Source organism: uncultured Parolsenella sp. (assembly GCF_958346945.1).
GTDB lineage: Bacteria > Actinomycetota > Coriobacteriia > Coriobacteriales > Atopobiaceae > Parolsenella.
In genome coordinates, this window is sequence record NZ_CATVTL010000011.1 from 24,503 (window position 1) to 49,245 (window position 24,743).

Below are 24,743 nucleotides of genomic sequence, written 5' to 3' on the forward strand. Positions count from 1 at the left end.
GAAGCGAACCCATTGCCACGCCCGAAGTCATTAGGTCGATTGAAGTCAACCGATTTAATTAGAACGCCACATAATAATAGAACTTTCCCGTAATATACCTTATATACAATTAGTTAGGATCACTTCGACCGTCGGAGGCAATCTAGAAGTCGAACGCCTTGGCGATGTCGGCCTGGATGATGACGCTGGCACGCGAGCTCACGGGAATTTGATCGCGGTTCACAACCACGAGCTCCCGGCCAAGGAAGTAATCGACGAGGCCCGCCGCGGGATAGACCACGAGGCTCGTTCCGCCCACGATGAGCATGTCCGCCTCGCGAATGGCGCGCACGGACTCCTGCACCACGCGGTCGTCGAGGCTTTCGCCGTACAGGACCACGTCGGGCTTGATGGGACCACCGCACTCGGGGCACACCGGCACGCCGCGATCGTCCTCATGCTCGCGCGCCATAATCCACTCGGCGGAATAGGTAGCGCCGCAGCGACGGCAGATGTTGCGATGGACCGACCCGTGCAGCTCGAGCACGTTCTTCGAGCCCGCAGCCTGGTGCAGACCGTCGATGTTCTGGGTCACCACAGCAGTAAGCTTCCCCTCGCGCTCGAGCTCGGCGAGCTTGAGGTGCGCCTGGTTGGGCTTGGCGCCAAGCGCAATCATCTTCGTACGATAGAACTCGTAGAACTCCGCCGGGTGAGTCTCGTAAAAGCCGTGGGAGAGCATGGTCTCGGGAGGATAGGCAAACTTCTGGTGGTAGAGCCCGTCGACGCTGCGGAAGTCGGGGATGCCGCTTGCGGTGGAGACGCCCGCGCCACCAAAGAAGACGATGCGGTGCGCGCGCTCGACGCGGCGCGCCAGCTCGGAGGCCGCCTCGGACGCGTCGGTGATGGTAACGGCGTTGCTCATACTTCCTCCGTATACATAGGGCTTCTGAGGTCATGTTAGCGGACAGACATGTTATCCCAAAGGTAATCCTTTCTCGCATAAGCATATCTAGCTGCGGATTTGCAAATTAATGCAGCTTTTTCAGACCCTATCTGAGAGAAATGTACAGCTATTCAGGCTATCCCCGGCGCCCGAGTGTAGCTTTTCATGGACGAGAAGAGCGGACGGGCTTTACTCGCGGTCTCTTCCGAAATAGCCGCACGAGACATCCTCGGAGGCACACGCCGTACGGGTCGCGCCCGCCTTCGGGGCTAAAATGGCTTGCATTGTGGGTGCCTCGCCAACGAGCCCAGCGCCCAGAAAGGACGACCATGTCGCAGCCAGACAGCTTCATCGCACCAGACGTCGCACTCGTGCTCGAGGGCGGAGGCATGCGCGCCGCGCACACGGCGGGCGTCGTGGCCTCGCTCATCGAGCACGAGGTCTGGCTACCCTACGTCTGCGGCCTCTCCGCAGGCTCATCCAACGCCATCAACTACATCGCGCGCGACGCCGACCGCACGCGCCGTTGCTTCGTGGAGATTGCGGGTGACAAGCGCTTTGGCGGCTTTGGCTCGTTTGTGCGCCACAACGGCTTCTTTAACTCTGACTTCCTCTACATCGAGGCCATCGAGGACGGCACCTTGCCCATGGATTGGGAAGCCTACCAGGCAAATCCCACCAAGCTGCGCATCCAGTCCTTTGAGCGCGACACCGGCCGCGACGTTACCTGGACGCGCGCAGACACCACCGACCCCCTCACCACCGCTGCCCTCGTACGGGCAAGCTCCACGATGCCGTTCGTGATGAACCCCATCAGCTTGGGCGGCCAGGTCATGCTCGACGGCGGCCTGGGCACGGGCGCGGGCATTCCCCTGCACATGGCCGAGGAAGACGGCTACGAGCGCTTTCTCTTTGTGACGACACGCCCAGCCGGCTACCGCAAGTCTCCCATGCATCGCGGGCAGCGCGGTCTGCTCCGCAGGCTCTGTGCCGGCCAGCCCCACCTGTTCGAGGCGCTCGACACTCGAGCTGAACGCTATAACGCCGCACTCGACCATGTCGAGGAGCTCGAGCGACAGGGCCGCACTCTTGTCATCCGTCCCGAGAGCATGCCCATTCAGAACACCGAGACCAATGTCGAGCGCCTGCGCGCCGTCTTTAACCACGGCCACGCCCTGGCTGAGCGAGAGATGGACCGCTGGATCGACTGGCTTACCCGCTAGCCCCAAGGAGGCACCATGAGCACCACCCACGAGCTGAGTCTTGTTTCTTGGAACGTCAACGGCCTGCGTGCCGTCATGAAGAAGGATCCGAGCTTTGTCGACGTCGTCGAACAGCTCGACGCCGACGTCTTTGCCGTCCAGGAGACTAAGCTGCAAGAGGGCCAGATTGAGCTCGACTTGCCCGGCTACCACCAGACCTGGAGCTACGCCGAGCGCAAGGGCTACTCGGGCACCGCGGTCTTCTCGCGCGAGGAGCCCCTGCGAGTGCTGCGTGCCGATGCCGTGCTCGAAGTTGCCCACAATGCGTTGAGCGCCGAGGACGAGGCGCTCGTGGCCGTTGCCGCAACCGAGGGTCGCGTCTGCGCGCTCGAATTCGACAGCTACTGGTTTGTGAACGTCTACACGCCCAACGCCCAGGGCGAACTCGCGCGCATCGACACGCGCCTTGCGTGGGATACCGCCTATCGCAAGTTTCTCGTGAAGCTTGCCGCCGAGAAGCCCGTGGTGACCTGCGGCGACTTTAACGTGGCACACGAGGAGATCGACCTCAAGAACCCCGGCCCCAACCGCGGCAACGCCGGCTTCTCCGACGAGGAGCGCGAGAGCTTCACGCGCCTGCTCGATGCCGGCTTCACCGACACCTTCCGCGCCAGGTTCCCCGAGCTCGCGGGCGCCTACAGCTGGTGGAGTTACCGCTTCAGGGCCCGCCAGAACAACGCAGGCTGGCGCATCGACTACTTCCTCGTCTCGAACGACGTGACTGAGCGCGTCACCGGAGCATCAATTCTCTCCGAGGTCATGGGCAGCGACCACTGCCCCGTGGAGCTCTCCATCGAGCTGTAAGGAACAGCGGGCGGACGAGGGTCAAAAACTCGCCCGCCCGCTTCGTCTCAATTAGGTGAGGCAGGGATACCCCACGCCCCTTGCCTACAGAGCAGGAGCGCCGATGCCCGACTCGTCGAGCGCGGCGAGGAACGACTGCCTGCTCGCCGTGGCGATGAGCTCAGGCGGGAAGTGGATCTCCTCGAGCATGGCCAGCGCATGGTCAAAGTGCCCCACGCCCACGCAGATGTGAGCATCGGTGTTGACGGCAACCTTGCAGCCCAGCTCGGCGCACGTCTCGGCAATCTTCTTGCAGGTGGCATCAACCGCGGGACGTCCAAAGTCGAGGCTGTGCTCGTTTATCTCGATGAGTTTGCCCAGTCGCTTAGCCTCGCCTACTACCTCGGGGATGTCGAAGGGCACGGCCGAGCGGCCCGTGTGGGCGAGCATGAGAACCTTGGGGTTCCGCAGGGCGTTGAGGTACATCTGCGTTGTGGCCGCAAGCGAGGCGTCGCGCGAGAAGGAGCGGTCGTGCACGCTGGCGATCACGTAGTCGCTGCGCTTGAAGACGTCGTCGCGCAGGATGCGCGGCTCATCGAGCGGGCAGCCGTTGATCTCAATCTCGACCGGAATGTCGTGACCAAACATGTTGCCCTCGAGGTCGACGATGTCGGCCTCACAGCCATGGAGCAGCGTGACGCCCTCCCACTCGCGCGGCCAGCACGAGTAGTTGTAGAAGAACTGGAAGTTGCGCATGTGCTGGTCGGGGTAGAGCATGCAGCTGAAGTGGTCGGTCGAGGCGAGCAGCTCAAGGCCGGCATCGCGCGCGGCCAGGACGTTCTCGCGGATCGTCGAGTAGGAGTGGCGCGAGTAGAGCGTGTGGGTGTGGGTATCGCAGAGGTTCTGGTACATGCGGTTCCTTCCCGGGACTTACATCCCCATCAAAACGGGACGGCAGCCCTCCGGGGCCAACCATCCCAAAGAAAGGGCCGGGCACGCGATGCGCCCGGCCGCCAGCCATTACTTGTACTCGGCCGCAAGCGCGCGCCAGGCGGACATGGAGTTGACGATGGTGTCGTAACTCACGCAGTAACCAACGCGCACCCAGCCCGGGCAGCCAAAGCTGTCGGAGGGAACGGGCAGCAGCTCATGGGCGCGGGCACGCTCGAAGAACGCATTGGCATCGGGCTCGAGGGCCTTGACCCACAGGTAGAAGGCGCCCGCCGGCTCGATGTACTCGTAGCTCGCCTCGGCAAGGCCGGCCGTGAGGGCCTCGCGGTTGCGCGCGTAGGCGTCGACGTCACTCGGCACGTCGACGCAGTCGATGAGGACGCGCTGGAAGATGGCCGGAGCGCAGACAAAGCCCAGCGTGCGACCCGCACCAGCAACCGTGGGGATAAGGCGGTCGTGCTCGGGGTTGGTGGGAGGCACGAGCACCCAGCCAATGCGCTCGCCCGGCAGCGACAGGCTCTTGGAGTAGCTGTAGCACACGATGGTGCGGTCATAGATCGCAGGCACCCACGGCACCTCGGCGCCATAGGTGATCTCGCGGTAGGGCTCGTCGGAGATGAGGTAAATGGGGTGACCCAGCTCCTCGCCTCGCCTGGCCAGCGCCCCGGCGAGGGCCTGCAAGGTCTCGCGGGCGTAGACGGTGCCCACCGGGTTGTTGGGCGAGTCGACGATGACGGCGGCGGTGCGCTCGGTGATAGCGGCGGCGACGGCCTCGGCGTCGATCTGGAAGGTGGCGGGGTCTGCCATGACCTCGACGCAGGTGCAGCCGCAGGTCTCGATCCAGACACGGTACTCGGGGAAGTACGGAGCAATGACGATGACCTCGTCACCAGGGTTGGTCACCGCATGGAGCGTGATGGTGAGCGAGGCGGCGGCGCCACAGGTGATGTAGAGGTCGCCAGCGGCAGCCACGTCACGGCCGCCCATCTCGGCGGAAAAGCGACGCGTGAGGGAGGCAGCGACGGCCTCGCGGCAGGCCGGCAGGCCGTTGGCGGGCGTGTAGCCGTGGATCTGCGCCGGGGGAAGTGCGGCAGAGGCCGTGAGCGAGGCGGCGACCTCGGCGGGCGCCGGGACGCTCGGGTTGCCCAGGCTAAAGTCGAAGACGTTCTCGGCGCCAATCTCGGCCTTGCGGGCGGCGCCATAGGCCGCGATCTCGCGGATGGAGCTCTTGGAGGCTCCGTAGCCGTACATGGTCTCGTTGATCATTTACATCCCCCTCGCGCTAAAGGCAGACGGCCGCGCAAGCGCGACCGTCCGTCGTGGTTACTCGTTGTTGCGGTTCTCGTCAGACGCGCCTGGCTCGGCAGGCACGGCCGAGGCGGCGTCAGCGTCGACGGCCTCAGAGGCATCGTCACTCGCGTCCTCCGCGGCAACCGCGGCGCGCGCGGCCTCCGCAGCCTCGGCGGCAACAGCCTCGTCGAGCTCGCCGGGCTTCACGTCCTGCGAGGGCGTGGCGGCAGTCCCCTCCTCGGGATGGGCCTCGACGTAGGCATCCCACTTGTCGTCGAGCAGGGCCTCGACGACCTCGCCCTCGACCGTCTCGCGGGCAAGCAGGACGTTGGCCATCGTGTCCATCTGGTCACGACGGGCCTCGAGCACCTCGCGGGCGCGCTTGTGGGCCTCGCGCATGATGCGCTCGACCTCGTCGTCGATGCGCTTGGCGGTCTCGGCCGAGTAGTCCTGGTGGTCGGCGTAGTCGCGGCCCAGGAAGACCTCGTGCTGGGCCTCGCCAAAGACCTGCGTACCCAGGGCCTCGCTCATGCCAAGGCGCGTGACCATCTGGCGGGCGATCTTGGTGGCGCGCTCGAGGTCGTTGCTGGCACCGGTGGTGATGTCATCGCAGAAGAGCTCTTCGGCAGTGCGGCCGGCGAGAAGGACGGCGATCTGGTCGAGCATGCCGTCGCGCGTGTTGAGGAAGTGGTCCTCCTCGGGCAGCTGCAGCGTGTAGCCCAGCGCCTGGCCGCGGGCAATGATCGAGATCTTGTGCACCGGGTCGGAGTTCTCGAGCACGTGGCCCACGAGGGCGTGGCCGCTCTCGTGGTAGGCAATCGTGGTGCGCTCCTTGGCCGTCATGACGCGGCTCTTGCGCTCGGGGCCGGCGATGACGCGCTCCATGGCCTCCTCGACCTCGTCCATCGTGATCTTGGACTTGCGGCGACGCGCGGCGAGCAGGGCGCTCTCGTTCATGAGGTTCATGAGGTCGGCGCCCGTGAAGCCAGGCGTGAGCTTGGCCAAGCGGGCAAAGTCGATGTCACCGGCGAGGGGCTTGCCCTGCGCGTGCACGCGAATGATCCGCTCGCGGCCGGCGACGTCGGGGCGGTCGACCGTGACCTGACGGTCAAAGCGGCCGGGACGCAGCAGCGCCGGGTCGAGGATGTCGGGACGGTTGGTAGCAGCAATGAGAATCACGGCGTCGTTGGCATCGAAGCCGTCCATCTCGACGAGCAGCTGGTTGAGCGTCTGCTCGCGCTCGTCGTGACCACCGCCCACACCGGCGCCGCGCTGGCGGCCCACGGCGTCGATCTCGTCGATAAAGATGATCGAGGGGCTCGCGGCCTTGGCCTGCTTGAACAGGTCGCGCACACGGCTGGCACCCACGCCCACGAACATCTCGACAAAGTCAGAGCCCGAGATGGAGAAGAACGGCACGCCCGCCTCGCCAGCAACGGCCTTGGCAAGCAGCGTCTTGCCCGTACCCGGAGGGCCCACGAGCAGCACGCCGCGCGGAATCTTGGCACCCAGCTTGTGGAAGCGCTCGGGCTCGGCGAGGAAGTCGCGAATCTCGCTGAGCTCCTCGACCGCCTCGTCAACGCCGGCGACGTCTGCGAACTTGACCTTGGGACGGGTCTCCTCGGTGGTCTTGGCCTTGGTCTTGCCAAAGCCCATGGCCTGGCCGTTCTGGTTCTGGACGCCACGCATGAAGAAGACAAACACGCAGATCATGAGCAGCGTTGGCAGCACGGTGAACAGCAGCGTCTCGACCCATTCGTCACTCGAGGTGTCCACGGTGTAGGAGACCTTGGGGTGCTCCGCCATGAGCTCGGAGAGGCTGTCGTTTCCGGCATAGGTGCTCTTGAACGAGACGAGCTTGGAGTCGTTGCCCTTGTCGGCGTCGCTCTTCCAGTACTTGCCGGTGACCTCGCCGGAAGACACCTTGTAGGTGAGCGAGGAGACGCGATCGTCCTTTACGGCCGCCACAACGTCGCTCGTGGGGATGCTGGCAGACGCGGAGGAGACGCCGCCAAAGAGCGAGGGCATCATCGAGTAGACCAGGTAGCCAACGAGGGCAATCACAATGATTGCCGAGATGACGTTGGTGCGCGGCGTATTGGGACCGCCCTGCTCGGGCGGGCGCGGGCTGTTGTTATTGCTGCTCATAGACTACTTTCCGTAGACCTCCGGCTTGAGGATTCCAATGTAGGGAAGGTTGCGGTAACGCTCGGCGAAGTCGAGGCCGTAGCCCACGATGAACTCGTCGGGCACGTGCGCGCCCACGTAGCGCGGGGTCACGGCGGTCTGCTGGCCCGGGACGTCCTTCACGAGGAAGGCGGCGATCTCGAGGGAGGCCGGGTGGCGCGAGCGCAGGTTCTTCATGAGGTACTTGAGCGTGAGGCCCGAGTCGAGGATGTCTTCGATGATCAAGACGTCGCGGCCCTCAATCTTGGTGTCGAGGTCCTTGACGATGCGGACGACGCCCGAGCTCACCGCGCCGTCGCCATAGCTCGAGACGGCCATGAAGTCGATGCCGAGCGGGCAGTCGATGGCACGCATGACATCGCCCATGAAGACGACGGCACCGCGGAGAACCGCGATGAGCAGCGGGTTCTTGCCCGCGTAGTCGCGCGTGATGTCGGCGCCCATGCGCGAGACGATGCCCTTGATGTCCTCCTCGGACAGAATGACCTTGCTAACGTCGGGATGAATCTGCTCCATGGCGCGTTCCTCTTTCCTTCCCGAGGCAGGCAGCCTCATGTACCACCGGCGCCGCTCGTCAGGCACACTCAGTGGAAATTAGATTCTAGCAACCCTCACGGACTGATATTGCGCGCGGCCCAAACCATTTGGGTGCAAGTTAACGTTGGGTTCCGAAAAAGTTAGTCAAGGCAAGCTACTGAGTATATTTACTAATCGTAATGAGTAAATTTGCTCATTACGATTAGTAAATGATAAAGACGCAGGTAAAAGCATGCGTGACTTGCTCAGCAACACTCGCGCGCCTACTCGTTGGGCCGCCATGAGAGTTCGAGGGCAACGCGGGTGGCGCTCGTGACGCGGGCGCGCTCGTCGGCTCGCAGAGGCGCCACCCACACAACAGGTCCGCCAACACCACTGCGCACCACGGGCACCGCACCGCGCAGGCTCGCCTCGACCTTGGCATCAATGAGCAGGTCGGACAGCTTCTTCGACTGCCCATGCATCCCCAGGGGACACAGCACTTCGCCAAGCTCCGGGCCAGAGACCCATAGCCTGCCGCCCAGCTGTCCCACGCCACACGCGGCGGCGTCGAGCAGAACCGAGAAGCCCTCCCACTCGCGCGCGTGCGCCCTTGCCACCGCCACGGGGTCGCTTCCCACCGTGAGCTCGCGCAGCCTCGCCGAGAGCGTCCCCGCCGCAAGGTCGAGCTCGCCCACCTGGCCCGGGGCCGCAATGGTGGCCGACTTGCCCGCGACGCCCGCGAGGGCCGGCACCTCGAGCCAGCCGCTCGTCTCGCCCAGCCCCTGCGCCTCGCGCGCCCTGATGCTCAGCGCCCCGTAGCTCACGCGGACATCGACCCCGCTCGGCAACGTGGCAGACCCCGTGCCAGCGGCAACGATCTGCAGCACGCGCGCCACGTGACCCGCCTCGATGCGGCACTCGGGGCACGCCTTCGCGACCGCCATCCGCACGACCCGGCGCGCAATCGCCACGTCGGTCGCAGCGAGGCGCGCGGCGTCGAGGGCAACCAGGCCGTTCGCGCGGCGCCGCTCGAGGGCGCGGTAGGCACGCGCGGCCACCTGCGTGAGATAGGAGTCCTCGTCCGAGAGAATCTCGCAGGTGGAGGCCATCGACTCGAACAGCCGCGGGTTGCGCTGGCGGGCAAGCGGCACGATCTCATGCCTCACGAAGTTGCGCAGGTAGTGGGTATCGGCGTTCGTGGCGTCCTCATGCCATTCGACGCCACGCATACGCAGCAGGTCGCACAGCTGCTCGTGGGTCATGTCCAGAAGAGGCCGCACGATGCGGTTGCGGCGGCGCGGAATCGAGGAGAGCCCCTGCGTGCCCGACCCCTTGATGGCGTGCATGAAGAACGTCTCGGTGCGATCGTTCGCCGTGTGCGCCGTGACGATGCGCGCGCTCGACCTTGGCAGCCCCGCCTCGGCGCACAGCTCGTTTGCCAGGTGGTTTGCCGCGGCATAGCGCACCTCGCGCGCCACGTTCTCGACGTTGGAGTCGCCCCACTCGGCAGAGGCAGCAAGCGCCGCCACGTCGACCCGGCGCACCGTTACAGGGATCCCCAGGCTCTCGGAGAGCTTGCGCACAAAGCGCTCGTCGGCATCGGCATCGGCACCCCTGAGCTGGTGGTTTACGTGCAGAACATGCAGGCGCTCGCGGGCGATGCGCGCACGTCCGCGCCCGTCGTCGATATCGAGCTCGCCCGTCGCGGCCAACACGAGCAGCGCCGTTGAGTCCGCGCCGCCCGAGACCATGAGCACCACGGGGCCAAGCTTCTCGGCACCGGCGCGCCCGCTTGGACGCTCGAAGGCCTGACCCGAGCCATACCTGCTGCTCACGCTCGCCACGCCCGCTCACCCCATCCGTTTGGCCCGCGACGCTCCTCGCGGGCTATCCTATTGGCTTGTCTAGTGTACGACCACGAGGGGCCGCCCGACACTCCCCTCACAACCAATTCGCCGCAGCTAGCGACACACATAAGGAGCCAACCATGGCATACCAGCTAGAACTTTGCTGCCCCGCAACGCCAGGCGAGCAAGACTATGACGCCTCGCTCGCCACAAACGCCACGCGAACCTTCGTGGGCTTCGAGGGCCAGGGCGCCATCGAGGCGCGCGCGCAGCGCCCCGACGCCTTCCGCGTCTTTGTGAACGGCTCGCCCATCTCGCTCGCAGGAAAGGCAGACGCCGAGGGCTGGGTGCGCGCAAGCATCGCCCACGCAACCGTCAATGGCGACAACTACCTGCAGGTCAGCACCCTCGAGGCCAACGCGGGCACCATCGAGGTGCGCATTGCCTACCCAACCCTTCGCGACGACACCGCCGCCTGGGAGAGCAACCCCTCGCTCGCCCTGCTCGACCAGGTCATTAACGCCGAGGTCAAGGCCGGCTTCTCGTGCGGCCAGCTCGTCGTGGCAAAAGACGGCGCCATCATCGCCCGCCGTTGTTACGGGGCCACCAACTCCTACCTGCCAGATGGCACGCCCCTCCCGGCCGCCGAGCGAAGGCCCGTCACGGACGAGACGCTCTTCGACATGGCGAGCAACACCAAGATGTATGCCTGCAACCTTGCCCTGCAGAAGCTCGCGAGCGAGGGCAGGCTCGACCTCGCGGCGCGCGTGCGCGACTACCTGCCCGAGTTCCGCGACCAGCCGGGCGCCGCGATTCCCGGCAAGGACGAGCTCACCATCACCGAGCTGCTCCAGCACCAGGCGGGCTTCCCGGCAGACCCCAGCTACCACAACGTCGACTACGACCCCCAGCTCCACAAGGTCGTGGCCGGCAGCCGCGCCAACGCCGTCCTCTTTACCCAGAGCCGTGATGAGGCGCTCGAGAAGATCATCGCCACGCCGCTCGAGTACGCCCCCGGCACCGCCACGCGTTACTCGGACGTCGACTACATGCTGCTTGGCTTTGTGGTCGAGGCCATAACCGGCCGGCGCCTCGACGATTACGTGCGTGAGCAGATCTATGAGCCCCTGGGGCTTGCCCGCACCACGTTCGAGCCTCTCAAGCACGGCTTTTCCAAGGATGACTGTGCGGCGACCGAGCTCATGGGCAACACGCGCGATGGCGCGGTGGGCTTCGAGGGCGTGCGCCGCCACACCGTTCAGGGCGAGTGCCACGACGCCAAGGCCTTCCACGTGATGGGCGGCGTCTCGGGCCATGCCGGCCTCTTCTCCTGCGCGAGCGACGTTGCCGTGCTCATGCAGGTCATCGTCAACCGCGGCGGCTACGGCAACGTGCGCCTCTTTGACGAGGACACCCTCGACCGCTTCATCAAGCCAAAGGACACCGACCCCACCTTTGGCCTGGGCTGGCGCCGCAAGGCCCACGCCGGCTACACGCAGATCTTCTCGCAAGTACCCGACACGGCGAGCGTTGGCCACACCGGCTGGACCGGCACCTTTACCCTCATCGACCCCGTGAACCACCTTGCCATCGCCTGGCTCACGAGCCGCCGCAACACGCCCGTGCTCGACCCCGCCACAGACCCCAACGACTTCGTGGGCTGCCACTTCCTCGCCGGGCGCTACGCCATCGTTCCCACCCTGGTCTACCAGGCACTCCACACCTCGGCCGAGGCGGCGGACGCCCTGCTTGCAGACCTCGTGCGAGCAAAGCGCGCTGAGCTCACCGGCGGCGGGGCCTTTGACACCGCCCCCGACCGAGCAGACCTCGCCGCCCTCGAGAGCGTTGCCCGCGAGCGAGGTGTGCGAGCGTGAACGGATGGGAGACCGAGTTTGGCACGCACGATGCCGCAAGCGACCTAGACCTGCCCTGGCCGCAGGAGGCCACCCCACTGGCGCCGCTCATGCACCTGCATGTTCTGGCGAGCGGGTCCAAGGGCAACGCCGCGGTGGTAGAGGGGCCGCAGGGAAGCGTCCTCATCGACGACGGCCTGAGCCGCCGCGAGCTGCTGCGCCGCGCCGACGAGCTGGGCGTCAACATGGATCGCGTTGGCTGCGTCGTGGTGACGCACGAGCACAGCGACCACGTGAGCGGCCTCACCGTCTTCTGCAAGCGCTACTCCGGCAGGCTCGTTGCCACAGCCGGCACCGCCAGCGGGCGCAAGTACCTCGCCACGTTGCCGTTTGAGCTGGTGAACAGCACAGACGAGTTCGAGACCTGCGGCATGCGCGTGCGCACCTTCCCCACCTCGCACGACGTGGCCGACCCCTTTGGCCTGCGCTTCGACTGCGAGACGAGCGCAGGCGCCGACAGCCTGGGCTACTGCACCGACACGGGCGTGCTGGGCAACCGCGCGCTCGAGCTGCTGCGAGGCGTGCGTATCCTGGCCCTCGAGAGCAACCACGACGAGCGCATGCTCGCCACCGGCCCCTACCCCGCCATCCTCAAGGAGCGCGTGGCGGGCGACCATGGCCACCTGTCAAACAACCAGGCAGCGGCCGCGCTGCGCGAGCTCACGGGCCCCACAACCGAGACGGTGGTTGCTATGCACCTCTCGCAGGAGAACAACCGTCCCAGCATCGCGGTGCGCACGCTCGCCGCGGCGGTTGGCGCCGAAGCGGCCAACACCACGTTCACCGAGGCTCGCACGCCAGACGGCGCGCTCACCATCTGCGCCGCCGGCCAGGACAAGCCCATGACCATCTGGTAGGGAGCCAGCGAGCCACGCGAACCCGATGACCACGCGTGTCTCGCCCCGCCGCCTGGTCCGCGAGCCGCCCACAACTTACCGTCATGCAAAAGGCGGCCCGCCCCGGAGTATTCCGAGACGGGCCGCCAGCTTGTGCGGAGCTATGCCACTCGAACGCTACGCGCGCTCGATCTTGTCGCAGCCCATGTAGGGGCGCAGGACCTCGGGCACCGTGATAGAGCCGTCGGCGTTCTGGTAGTTCTCGAGAATGGCGGCCATGGTGCGGCCGGCGGGCAGGCCGGAGCCGTTGAGCGTGTGCAGGAAGCGCGTGCCCTTGAAGTTCTCGGGGTCGCGGTACTTGATGTTGGCGCGGCGGGCCTGGAAGTCGCCGCAGTTGGAGCAGGAGGAGATCTCCTTGTAGGCGTTGTAGCTCGGCAGCCAAACCTCGATGTCGTAGGTCTGACGGGCAGAGAAGCCCAGATCGCCGGTGCACAGCGAGATGACGCGGTAGGGCAGGCCCAGCTGCTGCAGCAGGTACTCGGCCTCGTGCGTCATGCTCTCGAGCTCGGCGTCGGACTCCTCGGGCTTGGCGAACTTGACCATCTCTACCTTGTCGAACTCGTGCTGGCGAATGATGCCGCGGGTGTCGCGGCCAGCGGAGCCGGCCTCCTCGCGGAAGCACGGGGTAAAGGCGGTGTAGCGACGCGGCAGGGTATCGGCGTCGAGGACCTCGCCGGCGTGGAGGTTCGTGAGAACGACCTCGGCCGTGGGGATCAGGAAGTTGTCGCCCGACACGTGGTAGGCGTCATCCTCGAACTTGGGGAGCTGGCCGGTGCCAAACATGGTCTGACGCTTGACGACGATGGGCGGCCACCACTCCTTGAAGCCGCGGGCCGTGTGCGTGTCGATGAAGAAGTTGATGAGGGCGCGCTCGAGGCGGGCGCCGGCACCACCAAGCACGGTGAAGCGGCTACCGGAGAGCTTGTTGCCACGGTCGAAGTCGAGGATGTCGAGGTCGATGCCAAGGTCCCAGTGGGCCTTGAACTCGAAGCCCTCGGCCTCGAAGTCGCGCGGGGTGCCCCAGCGACGACGTTCGATGTTCTCGGTCTCGTCGACGCCCACGGGCGTGGCCTCGCACGGGATGTTGGGCAGGTGGGCCATGAAGTCATAGAGGTCGGCCTCGAGCTTGGTGCGACGCTCGGCCAGGCCCTCGATCTTCTCGTTGACCTCGCGGACAGCCTCCTTGGCGGCCTCGGCCTCGTCCTTCTTGCCCTCCTTCATGAGGGCGCCAATCTTCTTGGACTCGGCGTTGCGCGTGGCCTGGAGCTCCTCGACCTCACCAATTACGGCGCGACGCTCGTCATCGAGCTCAAAGAACTTCTCGCGGTCCCAACTGGACTGACGGTTCGCCATGGCAGCATCGATAGCATCGGGGTTTTCGCGAACGAACTTCATGTCGAGCATGTGAGTAACCTCTCGTTGCCGTCTGGACGCGCGGCTGAATGCCGCTCGCCTCATGCGGGCATAAGACCCGCAGGATGAACTGGTAGCCAAGTATATACTTATGACCGTTAATGACGAACACGCGCACCATTGCCACATTGGCGAAAATGACGCTGGAAGGGCGGCTCACGGTGGATATCGCAGGCATCTTTACCTGGCTCTTTAGCTCGCGAGAGGGCGTCTTTGTCCTGCTCGGCGTCATTCTTGTTGGCTTCCTCATCGCGGCGCTTCTGCTCGAGCGCAAGACACGCAAAGACTTCGACTGCTACGATGACGAGACGGACGACGAGAGCGGCTGGTCGCTCTTTGACGACGACAACAAGTAAGGCCTAGGGGCGCGGGAGACCGCGCCCTACTGATATGTAGAGTCGGCGCAGCACTACAAGGCGTAGCAAGCAGTAGCCGAAGCTTGCGGGCAGACGCAGGGCAAACGATCACTGCCACACGGGCCAATCAGCCAAGCACCCGCTTTTACGCACCGCCGCCATCCGAACACTCGCCTCTACACATCGGCACCAACCGAATATCAGCCTCTACACATCGGCACCAACCGAGCACCCGCCTTTGCGCTTCGTCTACCATCGAGCACCCGCTTTTACGTGCTAGAAGCCCTCTGAGCGCGTAAAAGCGGGTGCTCAAAGTTTTTGGTGCGTAGATATGGGTGCTCGAGTGGCCGGAATCTATGCGAAAGAAGCAGGACATCGAAGTCGGGGGCGTCAGCGACCCCCCCAAAAAAGAACGTCAATGGCCACAGGGTGGGAAGCACCAATGGCCCCAATAGCATTGTTGCCGAGAAGAGCGACGGCCTCGCGGCCCTTTTCGGCAACAAAAAAGGCTCCAGCGAACCGGAGCCTCTCAAATTCATGGTGCGGGCGAAAGGACTTGAACCTTCATGGGGTTGCCCCCATACGGACCTGAACCGTACGCGTCTGCCAATTCCGCCACGCCCGCAAATGCAGGATTGATATTACCCGATGCCCCAACTCACACGCAAGAACTTTTTTGAAAAATGTGCCGAGAAGGACCAAAGTGCCGTCCCTCGCATAATGGGCGCCCTTCTCCCCACATAAGCTGCGCCTCCAATACGGGGTAAAATCGTGCCGAGAATTCGCACCGGCACACGCAGCTGAAACGAGGAAGGCCGTGCAGGACCCCAACCCCACACAGATGGGCTGGGCGGCGCCGCCCCAACAGGCGCAGCCCCAGGCCGAGCAGCCCCTGCTGCTGGCCAGGTACCGCGTGGTCGAGACGCGCGGCACAGGTGGGTTTGGCGCGGTCCACGTCTGCTGGGACACGCGCCTCGAGCGCAGGGTCGCCATCAAGTGCATGCCGCTCACGGCGGCTCCGGGCATGTCCTCCTCCACCTTGGCCGAGGCGCTCGACGAGGCCCGCATCACCTCGCGCCTCACGCACCCCAACATCGTCACCGTCCACGACTTTGCGGTCGAGGGCTCGGTTGCCTATCTCATCATGGAATACGTGAACGGCCTCACCCTGGCCGAGCTCATGAGCCGCGTCGAGGGCGGCGTGCTCACCTATGACGAGTGTGCCCACGTGCTCTCGAGCCTTGCCGCCGCACTCGACTTTGCCCACGCAAACGGCGTGCTCCACCTCGACATCAAGCCCTCCAACGTCTTCATCGACGGCTCGGGCATCGTGAAGCTCGGCGACTTTGGCATGGCGAGCCTCTCGAGCGTGGCCGGCTGGGAGGGGGCGCGCGGCGGCACCGTTGGCTACATGCCTCCCGAGCAGCTCGAGGGCGGTCTCGTCGACGAGCGCACGGACATCTTTGCGCTGGGCGTCGTGTGCTATCAGGCGCTCACGGGCACGAGCCCCTTCGCGGCCAAGGACGCCGAGACGTCGCGCAAGAAGATTGAGCGCGGCGCAAAGCCGTTGGGTAAGGTCGAGGGCGAGCTGGCGGGCCCGGTGAGCGACCTTCTGGGCCGCGCCATCTCGGCAGACCCCTCGGAGCGGCCCAACACGGCGGGCGAGCTTGCCAAGCAGGTCGTTCCCTACCTGGGAGACGAGGACGAGGGGCGCGCCTCGGTGGCCTCGCTCGTGGCCCAGGCAAACGGCGAGCCAGACCCCAACGCCGAGGCCTGGGAGCAGGCTGCCCACGTGAGCGCCCGCGAGCGCTGGCCTTGGCTCCCCGGCCTCTGCGCGAGAGGCTCCGTCGCCCTCGCCTGCGCCGGGGTGGCCGCACGCGTCGCCACCCCGCTCGCGCTTGCGGCGGGCATCGACGCGCCGCCTGCCGCCTGCCAGCTTGTCGCCGCGGGCGCGCTCGCGCTTCTTAGCGGGCTTTTGCCCAGCGTGGGAGGCATGGTGGCCAGCGCGCTCGTTGTCTGCTCCATGCTGTGCGGCGGCATGTACTCGCCTGCCTTCCTCGTGGCGCTGCTCGCCGCGGCCGGGCTCGTGGCATGGCACGTCGCCTTCGCCGCAGGCCAACGCCTGGGCCCCGCAGCCCTGCTCATGCCCGCGGCGCTCTGCTCGCCCTACGCGGCTCCCGCGCTTGCGGCGGGCGCCCTCAAGCCCCAGGTGGCGCTGGCAACCGCACTCCTGGGAGGCGCCTTGGGGCGTCTCATGCCCCTCGCCACCACGGCACCGGACGGGGAGCAGTTCGCGCAGGCCGCGCTTGACCTCGCGACGAGCCCCGCCACATGGATCTGTCTCGCAGGATGCGCACTGGCCGCCTGGCTGGGATCTGCCCTGGGCGCCAGAAGAGGCGGGGCACGGGGAATGCTGGGTCAGGTTGCGTGCCTCGCCACCCTCGTGGGCACCCAGCTGCTGTCCGCACGAGTGGAGAATGGCGGGGTTTGGGGTCCGCCCGCCGCGGGCGACCTTGGCGTTGCGCTAGGCTGTTCAGTACTTGTGATCATTGTCATCTCGACCCTCGGCCCCCTGCCGAGTCTTGCGGAGGATGAGTAGCGTGAACTTTCTAAACGTGTTCGAGCAGCGCGTCGGAGGACTCTTTGGCGCAACCGCCCAGGGCCTCACCGCCCCGTTCTCCTTCAAGAAGCTCGCCAAGAAGGCCGCGCGCGAAATGGAGGCCGAGACCTTCGTCATCGACGGCGTCGACACGGCGCCCGCCCTCTACACCATTCTGGTGTCGAGCGAGGACGACCTCGCCATGAGGCCGCTCTACGCCCAGCTCACCAGCGAGACCGCCCAGTTCATCGAGGGCCAGGCCCAGGACAAGGGCTACGTCTTCGTGGGCAAGCCCGTCGTGCGCTTCATGGCAGATCCCTCGCTCAAGAGCGGCAAGTTCTCCGTCTTCGCCGAGAACGTCGACGCCCAGACCCTCAACCGCCTGCGCGAGGAGGAGGCCCAGTTCCTGGGCGCTGGCTCCTCGCACGGCAACGGTCTGGGAGGCGCCGCCAGCAGGAACGGCCGCGCCGCAGCCATGCCGGTGCGTCCCGCTGTTCAGCCCGCCGCCGCCACGCCCCTCACGAGCATGGAGGCGGGCCTCGACGTCATGCCCCAGGAGGCCGTGCTCGACGCCGAGCAGGCCCTGCTCGCCCGCGGTGCGGCCGCGCGCCGCTACGAGAGCGTGCCGCTTGCCGGCTCACGCCAGGCAAGCATCCCGGCCATGACCCCCGGCTACGGCGCTCAGCCCGTGCCCGCCATGCGCCCCGCGGCCGGCATGCAGCCCGTCGCGGGTGCGCAGCACGTCGCCGCCCCGGTGCCGCCCGCCATTCCCAACATTGCCGCGCCGGCAGCGCAGGCGCCCGCAGCCGCGGTGCCCACGCCCGCTCCCGCTCCCATGTCGGCCCCAGCGCCCGTCTCTGCCCCGCCGACTCCCACCGCGGCGCCCCAGACCGTCCGCGTGGCCCCGGCCTCACCGGCTCGCCCAGCCGCAACCTGCCTGCTCATCGACCGCCAGTCCGGCCGCACCTTCACAGCCTCGGCGCCGCGCACCATCATCGGCCGCGAGCGCACGCCCGGCGGCGTGCTGCTGCGCGACCCCAACGTCTCGCGCAGCCACGCCGAGCTCAGCTTCGACGGCCAGGGCTGGCGCATCCGCGACCTCAACTCCACCAACGGCACGCTCGTGAACGACGTCGACGTCGACGAGTGCCCCCTGCGCGATGGCGACCTCATCACGCTGGGCCTCACGAACCTCGAGTTCCGGGAGAACTAGCATGATCGACCTCGTCCTCTTCATAGGCCGCATCGCCCTCGTGGCCATCCTGTACCTCTTCCTCTTCGTTGTGATGAAGACGGGCATCGGCCTCGTCAAGGGCCAGCGCAAGGATGCCGCGATCTGGTGCGTCGACGTCGACAAGGGCCCGCGCAACCTGCGCGGCCTGCACGTCGACATGCTGGGGCCGGTGGTCGTGGGTCGCTCGCAGTCGAGCGACATCGTCATCAACGAGCCGTTCGTCTCGTCCACGCACGCACGCTTCACGCTGCAGGGACCGGCGCTCGTGCTCGAGGACCTCAACTCCACGAACGGCACGCTCGTCAACGGGCGCGCCATCATCGACCCCGTAACGCTGCGCGACGGCGATGAGGTCCAGGTGGGCGACGTGGTCATGAGGGTGAGCCGCCGATGAGTGACGTCGAGCAGGACATCCCCAGACGCAAGGGCTCGACGGGCCCCATCCCCATCGTCACGCGCATGGCGCACGCGGCGGAGGGGCTGGCCGAGGCGCGCCGCGCAAGGCACACGGCGCCCATGACGCCCATGGCCCAGACCGCCATCGACCTCGACGCGCGTCCCGGCGGCGGGGTCGAGATGGGCGCAGACACGCGCCTCTCGTGGGCGGCCCGCACCGACGTCGGCCTGGTCCGCAGTCACAACGAGGACTCTTACCTCGTGCGCAACCCCCTCTTTGGCGTCTGCGACGGCATGGGCGGACACGCCGCCGGCGAGGTCGCGAGCGCCATTGCCGTGCGCACGATTGCCAGCCACGCCCCCGAGCACGCCGACGACGCGCTGATGGGCGCTGCAGTCGAGGCGGCCAACGAGGCCGTCATCCAGGGTGCCGAGACGGGCGAGGGCAAGCCCGGCATGGGCTGCACCGCAAGCTGCTGCCTCATCGAGGGCACGCAGATGGCCGTGGCCCACGTGGGCGACTCGCGCATCTACCTGCTGCACGCCGGCACCCTCGTGCGCGTCACGCACGACCACTCCTATGTCGAGGAGCTCGTCGACGCCGGGGAGATCACGGCCAACGAGGCGCGCGTCCACCCCTCGCGCTCCATCATCACGAGGGCCCTGGGCTCCGACCCCGACATGTACGCCGACCACTTCACCCTCGCCGTCGAGCGCGGCGACCGCGTGATCGTCTGCTCCGACGGCCTCTCCTCGATGGTGCCCGACAGCCAGATCGAGGCCCTCGCCGTCTCGAGCGCCACGCCCATCGACTGCACCAACGAGCTCGTGAGCGCCGCCCTCGCCGAGGGTGGCCACGACAACGTGTCGGTCATCGTCGTCGACGTCGTGAGCGACGGCCGAGAGGAGCAGAGGCGCCTGGCGCGCCGTCGCGCCGTCCTCGGATGCCTTGGCGCCATCGCGGGCCTCGTCGTCGCCGCGGGCATCGTGCTCGCGCTCATCGTGAACAACTCTTGGTACATCGGCACCGACGCCGGAAACGTTGGCATCTACAAGGGCATTCGTGGCTCTTTCCTGGGCATTCCCCTGTCGGAGCTCGAGGAGACCACCACCGTGAAGTTGCAGGACCTGCCCGAGGCCACGCAGCACCAGCTCGCGAGCGGCATCACGGTCGAAAACGTAGACAAGGCCCGCAGCACCGTGAGCGCCTACGCCACCCAGATCGAGGAGGAGCAGGCGAAGGCCCAGAAGGCCGCGTCCGACGCCCAGTCGGAGAGCACGGACGGCTCGGTTGGAAGCGAGTCGGGAGACGCGGGCCCCGAGGCCGCGCAGCCGCAGAACGCACAGGGAGGCGAGTGACATGGCACATGCAATCGGAGGTTCCAGGCGCACGACCGAGCTGCTCCTGCTGTGCACGGGTGCCATCCCGGTGCTGCTCCTCTACTCCATGTACGTGATGAACACCGGGGCCGAGCTCAACCTCACCACGCTCGCCGTGCCCATCGGTCTCATCGTGGCCTTCATCGCGGCGCACATCGGCGTGCGCGTGTTTGCCCCCGGCGCAGACCCGGCCATCCTGCCCATCGTCTTCGTGCTCTCGGGCATCGGCATCACCTTCGTGACGCGCCTTGCCCCCGAGGACGCAACGGGCCAGGTGGTCTGGCTCTTCGTATCGGTCGCCACGATGGTGGGCGTGCTCGCGCTCGTCCCCAACCTCGACCGCCTCGCCCAGTACAAGTACACGATTGGCATCGCGGGCGTGGCCCTGTTGCTGCTGCCCGCCCTCGTGGGCACCGAGATCTACGGCTCCAAGCTGTGGATTCGCGTGGGTTCGTTCTCCTTTCAGCCCGGCGAGATCGCCAAGGTGCTGATCGCCGTCTTCCTCGCGGCCTATCTGTCCGAGAACCGCGAGCTGCTGAGCGCCTCCTCGCACAAGGTGGGTCCCTTCACGCTGCCGCGCCTGCGCATGCTCACGCCCATGCTCGTCATGTGGGGCATGTGCCTGCTCGTCGTCATCTTCGAGAGGGATCTGGGCAGCGCGGCGCTCTTCTTCACCATGTTCGTGGTCATGCTCTACGTCGCCACGGGCCGCATCGGCTACGTGCTCGTGAGCCTCGTTTTGCTCGCGATTGGCGGAGCCCTCTGCTACCAGCTGTTCAACCACGTCCGCGTGCGCTTCCAGATCTGGCTCGACCCCTTCGCCGACCCGTCCGGCTCGGGCCTGCAGATCGTGCAGTCGCTCTTCTCCATCGCAGACGGCGGCCTTGCCGGAGCCGGCATCGGCAAGGGCATGCCCACGCTCATCCCGGTCGTCAAGAGCGACTTCATCTTCTCTGCCATCGCCGAGGAGATGGGCCTGCTGGGCGGCTCGGCCGTGCTGCTGCTCTTCATGCTGTTCGCCATCCGCGGCCTTGCCACCGCGGCGCGCGCCAAGAGCGACATGAGCGCCTTTACGGCCGTGGGCCTCGTGGCGTCGCTGTCGTTCCAGGCCTTCCTCATCGTAGGCGGCGTCACGCGCCTCCTGCCCCTCACGGGCGTCACGCTTCCGTTCATGAGCCAGGGCGGCTCGTCGCTGCTCTCGAGCTTCATCGTCGTGGCGCTGCTGCTGCGCGCCGGCGACGAGGGCACGGGGCGCGGCACCCTCCCCGCAGGCGACGGCACCACGAGCGCGGCCTCGCCGCTCGCGGCGCTGGGAGCCACCGGCCAGGCGGCCACCATGCAGGGCAAGCACGCCCGCGCGAGCTTTGGCCTGGGCACACCCGAGGGTGGCGTGCTGGGCCGCGTTGCCCTGAGCAACCGCCTCACCTCGCTCGTGACGTTCTTCGCCATCCTGTTTGCCCTGCTCATCGCCAACCTCACCTACATCCAGGTGATCAAGGCCGCAGACTACCAGGAGATGCCCAACAACAACCACACCATCGCCCGCAGCGCCTACGTGCAGCGCGGCGCCATCCTCACCTCCGACGGCGTGACGCTCGCCGAATCGCTCAAGCAGGCAGACGGCACCTACGTGCGCACCTACCCGCAGGGCTCGCTCGCGGCGCACACTGTGGGCTACCTTTCGACCCAATACGGCGCCACGGGCGTCGAGGCCTCGATGAACGACTCGCTCACCGGCCACGCCGACTACTCCAATTGGCAGAGCACACTCTACTCGCTCGCCGGCGTGAGCCAGCCGGGCAACTCCGTGGTGCTCACCCTCGACTCTCGCATCCAGCAGGCCGCCGAGGAGGCACTGCAGGGCCACGTGGGCGCCATCGCCGTGCTCGACCCGAGCACGGGCGCGGTGCTCGCCAAGGCCTCCTCGCCCACCTTCACCTACGGCGAGATCTCCAACATCCTCTCGGGCGGCGACTCTAACGGCGAGCTGCTCGACCGCTCCACGGGCGCCCTGTACACCCCGGGTTCCACGTTCAAGACCGTGACGCTGTCCGCGGCGCTCGACTCCGGCCAGTTCACGCTCGACTCGCCCATCTCGGGTCCCGCGTCGATCGAGATTGGCGGAGCGGCCGTCACCAACATGCACAACGACGACTTTGGCGAGACGAACCTGCGCGACGCCTTCGCCCACTCGTCCAACACCTCGTACGGCCAGGTTGCCACGCAGCTCGGCGCCGACACGCTTGTGCGCTACGCCCGCGCCTTTGGCTTTGGCACCTCGCTTGGCCAGGACTTCTCCACCGCCACCTCGCTCATGCCCGATCCCAGCGAGATGACCGAGTGGGAGACCGCCTGGGCAGGCGCCGGCCAGCCCGTGGGCGAGCACGCGAGCCCCGCCGGCCCGCAGGTCACCGTGATGCAGGGGGCGGTCATCGCCGCGGGCATCGCCAACGGTGGCGTTGTCATGAACCCCTACGTCGTCGACCACGTGCTGTCGCCCGAGGGCGTCACCGTGAGCACCACGGCCCCCAAGAGCCTGGGCCAGGCCATCACCGCCGAGACGGCCGAGCAGGTCAAGGAGGCCATGCTCGAGGTTGTCCAGAGCGGAACCGGCGTTGCCGCGCAGGTTCGCGGTGCGCGCGTGGCGGGCAAGACGGGCACGGCCGAGCAGGGCGGCCATGTGAACTCTGCGTTCATCGGCTTTGCCCCCTATGACAGCCCCACGCTGGCCATCTCGGTTTACCTCGAGGGCTCCGACACCGACGACGTCTCGGGCCTGGCCGCCCAGCTCGCCGGCCAGGTGCTCTCCAAGTCCCTGAACGCCCAGGCCCAGGGAAGTGATCAGTGATGACGGCACGAGATTCGCGGGTTACACCCGCCTGTCCTGAAGCCGGCCTCGCGGCCGTGGCCTCACGACGAACACGAACTCCGCGGAGGCACAAACTGACAGCCCCGCGACAGGCATTTGATGCGATGATTGAACAATGGCGCGCCAGCGGGCGCGAGTACTCGATGGGAGCAGAGCATGGCAGATAGGGTTCTCGGCGGACGCTACACCGTCCAGGACAAGATTGGCATCGGTGGCATGGCCACCGTCTACCGTGGCCTGGACGAGGTGCTCGGCAGGACGGTCGCCATCAAGACGATGCTGCCGCAGTATGCGGCCGACCCGTCGTTCGCGGCTCGCTTCAAGCAGGAGGCCCAGGCGGCCGCCGCACTCCAGAGCCCCTACATCGTGGGCGTCTACGACTGGGGCAAGGACGGCGACACATACTACATCGTGATGGAGTACCTGCGCGGCACCGACCTCAAGACCGGCATCAAGCGCCATGGTGCACTCGACTGCCGCAAGGTGGCCCAGATTGGCTCGCAGATCTGCCAGGCACTCTCCGTGGCGCACGGGCACGACATCATCCACCGCGACATCAAGCCGCAGAACATCATGGTGCAGCCCGACGGCAACATCAAGGTGATGGACTTTGGCATCGCCCGCGCCAAGAACAGCCACCTCACGGCCGACAACTCGGTGCTGGGCACCGCCCACTACGTCTCGCCCGAACAGACGCAGGGCAAGGAGCTTGGTCCGCAGTCTGACCTCTACTCCCTGGGCATCGTGATGTACGAGGCCGCCACCGGTCGCGTGCCGTTCGACGGCGACGACGCCATCTCGGTGGCGCTCAAGCAGGTCAACGAACAGCCGGTGCCACCCAGCCAGATCAACCCCAACATCGACGCCACGCTCGAGGGCATCATCCTCAAGTGCATGCGCAAGAACCCGGCCGAGCGCTTCCAGACGGCCGACGAGCTGCGCCGCGTCCTCAACGACTACCTCGCGGGCCGCATCGTGAACCTGGGCGAGGCCACCTCGCTCATCACCGCGGCGCCCACCTCCCAGCTCAACCGCACGCCCGGCGGCCGCACGCAGGCCATGCCCCGCGCCGCCGTGACCCCCACGGCCACCGGCCGCATCTCGGCCTCCGGCTCCACGCAGGGTGGCATGCAGGTGCCCGAGGAGAAGAAGGGCGGCAAGGGCAAGGTTGCCGCCATCGTCATTGGCGTCATCGTTGCCATCGCGCTTATCGCGGGCGGCGCCATGGCCATCATGGGCAACGGCTCGACCACCAAGGCTATGCCCAACCTCGAGGGCACGACCAAGGACGAAGCCACGGCCAAGCTCGCCGAGGCCGGCGACGGCTTCTACATCGTGAGCACGTCCGAGCAGTACAACGACGACATCGACGAGGGCAAGCTCATTAGCCAGGACCCTGCGCGCGACACGCAGTGCAGCAAGGGCACCAAGGTCACGCTCGTGTTCTCCAAGGGCAAGAAGCCCGCGGCCACCGTCACCGTGCCCGACCTCAAGAACAAGACGCCGTCCGAGGCCGAGGCGGCGCTGGCCAAGCTCAACCTCAAGGGCGCCGTGGGCGAGTCCGTAGAGTCGTCCGAGGTCGAGAACGGCAAGGTCGCGAGCCAGGACCAGGCCGCCGGCAGCGACGCCAAGGAGGGCGACACGATCACGTATCACCTCTCCACGGGCGTTGGCAAGGCCGATGCGGGCAACCACGCGGGCGAGTACTACCTTACGGTCCAGAGCGAGCTCACGAGCGCCGGCTTCACCAACGTGAAGGTCGACCGCGAGTACAGCGATTCCGTCGAGAAGGACTGCGTCATCAGCCAGAGCCCCACGGGCAGCCAGAGCAAGGACACGCAGATCACGCTTGTGATTTCCAAGGGTCCCAAGCCCAGCTCCAACACGAGCACGGGCGGCAACAACTCGGGTACCACGGGCGGCAAC

18 protein-coding genes and 1 tRNA gene are annotated in these 24,743 nt (G+C 66.6%); 11 read left to right on the plus strand and 8 right to left on the minus strand.

Annotated elements, in window-relative coordinates; genetic code table 11:
• Positions 1-142 precede the first annotated feature (142 nt).
• A complete protein-coding gene (locus Q3866_RS06565; protein ID WP_301830529.1) occupies positions 143-901 on the minus strand; it encodes an NAD-dependent protein deacylase in 759 nt (252 codons plus the stop codon).
• Between the two features lie 350 nt (positions 902-1,251).
• Between Q3866_RS06565 and Q3866_RS06570 the strand changes: the two genes are divergently transcribed.
• Both Q3866_RS06570 and Q3866_RS06575 read left to right on the plus strand, forming a co-directional pair.
• Entirely contained in the window at positions 1,252-2,145 is an 894-nt protein-coding gene (locus tag Q3866_RS06570; protein WP_301830531.1) for a patatin family protein, read from the plus strand.
• A gap of 15 nt (positions 2,146-2,160) precedes the next feature.
• A complete protein-coding gene (locus Q3866_RS06575; protein ID WP_301830533.1) occupies positions 2,161-2,988 on the plus strand; it encodes an exodeoxyribonuclease III in 828 nt (275 codons plus the stop codon).
• A gap of 84 nt (positions 2,989-3,072) precedes the next feature.
• On the opposite strand, the gene Q3866_RS06580 is transcribed toward Q3866_RS06575, so the two are convergent.
• From Q3866_RS06580 to tilS, 5 genes are all read right to left on the minus strand, one after another.
• Positions 3,073-3,879, minus strand: a complete 807-nt coding sequence (locus Q3866_RS06580) for a phosphatase (protein WP_301830535.1) — start codon at positions 3,877-3,879, stop codon at positions 3,073-3,075.
• A 108-nt stretch (positions 3,880-3,987) separates the two neighbouring features.
• A complete protein-coding gene (locus tag Q3866_RS06585) occupies positions 3,988-5,184 on the minus strand; it encodes a pyridoxal phosphate-dependent aminotransferase (RefSeq protein WP_301830536.1) in 1,197 nt (398 codons plus the stop codon).
• 57 nt (positions 5,185-5,241) lie between these two features.
• On the minus strand, positions 5,242-7,356 hold the full coding sequence (gene ftsH, locus Q3866_RS06590) for an ATP-dependent zinc metalloprotease FtsH (protein WP_301830538.1): 2,115 nt from the start codon (positions 7,354-7,356) through the stop codon (positions 5,242-5,244).
• A gap of 3 nt (positions 7,357-7,359) precedes the next feature.
• On the minus strand, positions 7,360-7,911 hold the full coding sequence (gene hpt, locus Q3866_RS06595) for a hypoxanthine phosphoribosyltransferase (protein ID WP_293673472.1): 552 nt from the start codon (positions 7,909-7,911) through the stop codon (positions 7,360-7,362).
• A 284-nt stretch (positions 7,912-8,195) separates the two neighbouring features.
• Positions 8,196-9,749 (minus strand): tRNA lysidine(34) synthetase TilS, encoded by a 1,554-nt coding sequence (tilS, locus tag Q3866_RS06600; protein WP_367881378.1) that lies wholly within the window; start codon positions 9,747-9,749, stop codon positions 8,196-8,198.
• Positions 9,750-9,901: 152 nt separating this feature from the next.
• Here tilS and pbp4b point away from each other — a divergent pair, with 152 nt between their 5' ends.
• Both pbp4b and Q3866_RS06610 read left to right on the plus strand, forming a co-directional pair.
• Positions 9,902-11,635 (plus strand): penicillin binding protein PBP4B, encoded by a 1,734-nt coding sequence (pbp4b, locus tag Q3866_RS06605; RefSeq protein ID WP_301830540.1) that lies wholly within the window; start codon positions 9,902-9,904, stop codon positions 11,633-11,635.
• Positions 11,632-12,531, plus strand: a complete 900-nt coding sequence (locus Q3866_RS06610) for an MBL fold metallo-hydrolase (protein WP_367881379.1) — start codon at positions 11,632-11,634, stop codon at positions 12,529-12,531. Before pbp4b ends, Q3866_RS06610 begins: the two co-directional genes overlap by 4 nt.
• Before the next feature lie 156 nt (positions 12,532-12,687).
• On the opposite strand, the gene serS is transcribed toward Q3866_RS06610, so the two are convergent.
• A complete protein-coding gene (gene serS / locus Q3866_RS06615; protein WP_293673466.1) occupies positions 12,688-13,974 on the minus strand; it encodes a serine--tRNA ligase in 1,287 nt (428 codons plus the stop codon).
• 146 nt (positions 13,975-14,120) lie between these two features.
• On the opposite strand from serS, the gene Q3866_RS06620 reads away from it, so the two are divergent.
• Positions 14,121-14,339 carry a DUF6724 family protein gene (locus Q3866_RS06620; RefSeq protein WP_301830542.1) on the plus strand — a complete coding sequence of 73 codons (219 nt, stop codon included), beginning with the start codon at positions 14,121-14,123 and terminating at the stop codon, positions 14,337-14,339.
• A gap of 538 nt (positions 14,340-14,877) precedes the next feature.
• On the opposite strand, the gene Q3866_RS06625 is transcribed toward Q3866_RS06620, so the two are convergent.
• Positions 14,878-14,964, minus strand: a tRNA-Leu gene (locus Q3866_RS06625).
• Between the two features lie 192 nt (positions 14,965-15,156).
• On the opposite strand from Q3866_RS06625, the gene Q3866_RS06630 reads away from it, so the two are divergent.
• The 6 genes from Q3866_RS06630 to pknB all read left to right on the plus strand — a co-directional run.
• On the plus strand, positions 15,157-16,938 hold the full coding sequence (locus Q3866_RS06630; protein WP_301830544.1) for a serine/threonine-protein kinase: 1,782 nt from the start codon (positions 15,157-15,159) through the stop codon (positions 16,936-16,938).
• Positions 16,931-18,151 carry an FhaA domain-containing protein gene (locus Q3866_RS06635; RefSeq protein WP_367881380.1) on the plus strand — a complete coding sequence of 407 codons (1,221 nt, stop codon included), beginning with the start codon at positions 16,931-16,933 and terminating at the stop codon, positions 18,149-18,151. Before Q3866_RS06630 ends, Q3866_RS06635 begins: the two co-directional genes overlap by 8 nt.
• A gap of 1 nt (position 18,152) precedes the next feature.
• The gene (locus Q3866_RS06640) at positions 18,153-18,566 is read left to right on the plus strand and encodes an FHA domain-containing protein (protein ID WP_293673081.1); all 414 of its coding nucleotides are present in this window, start codon (positions 18,153-18,155) and stop codon (positions 18,564-18,566) included.
• Positions 18,563-19,927, plus strand: a complete 1,365-nt coding sequence (locus Q3866_RS06645; RefSeq protein ID WP_301830547.1) for a Stp1/IreP family PP2C-type Ser/Thr phosphatase — start codon at positions 18,563-18,565, stop codon at positions 19,925-19,927. The genes Q3866_RS06640 and Q3866_RS06645 overlap by 4 nt, the downstream gene beginning before the upstream one ends.
• A 1-nt stretch (position 19,928) precedes the next feature.
• Complete coding sequence (locus tag Q3866_RS06650) at positions 19,929-22,796, plus strand: FtsW/RodA/SpoVE family cell cycle protein (protein ID WP_301830549.1); 2,868 nt, start codon at positions 19,929-19,931, stop codon at positions 22,794-22,796.
• 177 nt (positions 22,797-22,973) lie between these two features.
• Positions 22,974-24,743, plus strand: a 1,770-nt coding sequence (gene pknB, locus Q3866_RS06655; protein ID WP_301830551.1) for a Stk1 family PASTA domain-containing Ser/Thr kinase, incomplete at its 3' end; no start/stop codon positions are given.

What these genes read in the sequence shown, in the direction of transcription:
- hpt (WP_293673472.1), bottom strand. Translation starts at nt 7,911, where the DNA reads ATGGAGCAGATTCATCCCGACGTTAGCAAGGTCATTCTGTCCGAGGAG.
- serS (WP_293673466.1), bottom strand. Translation starts at nt 13,974, where the DNA reads ATGCTCGACATGAAGTTCGTTCGCGAAAACCCCGATGCTATCGATGCT.
- Q3866_RS06620 (WP_301830542.1), top strand. Translation starts at nt 14,121, where the DNA reads ATGACGCTGGAAGGGCGGCTCACGGTGGATATCGCAGGCATCTTTACC.
- Q3866_RS06635 (WP_367881380.1), top strand. Translation starts at nt 16,931, where the DNA reads ATGAGTAGCGTGAACTTTCTAAACGTGTTCGAGCAGCGCGTCGGAGGA.
- Q3866_RS06565 (WP_301830529.1), bottom strand. Translation starts at nt 901, where the DNA reads ATGAGCAACGCCGTTACCATCACCGACGCGTCCGAGGCGGCCTCCGAG.
- Q3866_RS06640 (WP_293673081.1), top strand. Translation starts at nt 18,153, where the DNA reads ATGATCGACCTCGTCCTCTTCATAGGCCGCATCGCCCTCGTGGCCATC.
- Q3866_RS06650 (WP_301830549.1), top strand. Translation starts at nt 19,929, where the DNA reads ATGGCACATGCAATCGGAGGTTCCAGGCGCACGACCGAGCTGCTCCTG.
- Q3866_RS06570 (WP_301830531.1), top strand. Translation starts at nt 1,252, where the DNA reads ATGTCGCAGCCAGACAGCTTCATCGCACCAGACGTCGCACTCGTGCTC.
- Q3866_RS06585 (WP_301830536.1), bottom strand. Translation starts at nt 5,184, where the DNA reads ATGATCAACGAGACCATGTACGGCTACGGAGCCTCCAAGAGCTCCATC.
- ftsH (WP_301830538.1), bottom strand. Translation starts at nt 7,356, where the DNA reads ATGAGCAGCAATAACAACAGCCCGCGCCCGCCCGAGCAGGGCGGTCCC.
- Q3866_RS06580 (WP_301830535.1), bottom strand. Translation starts at nt 3,879, where the DNA reads ATGTACCAGAACCTCTGCGATACCCACACCCACACGCTCTACTCGCGC.
- Q3866_RS06575 (WP_301830533.1), top strand. Translation starts at nt 2,161, where the DNA reads ATGAGCACCACCCACGAGCTGAGTCTTGTTTCTTGGAACGTCAACGGC.
- Q3866_RS06645 (WP_301830547.1), top strand. Translation starts at nt 18,563, where the DNA reads ATGAGTGACGTCGAGCAGGACATCCCCAGACGCAAGGGCTCGACGGGC.
- pbp4b (WP_301830540.1), top strand. Translation starts at nt 9,902, where the DNA reads ATGGCATACCAGCTAGAACTTTGCTGCCCCGCAACGCCAGGCGAGCAA.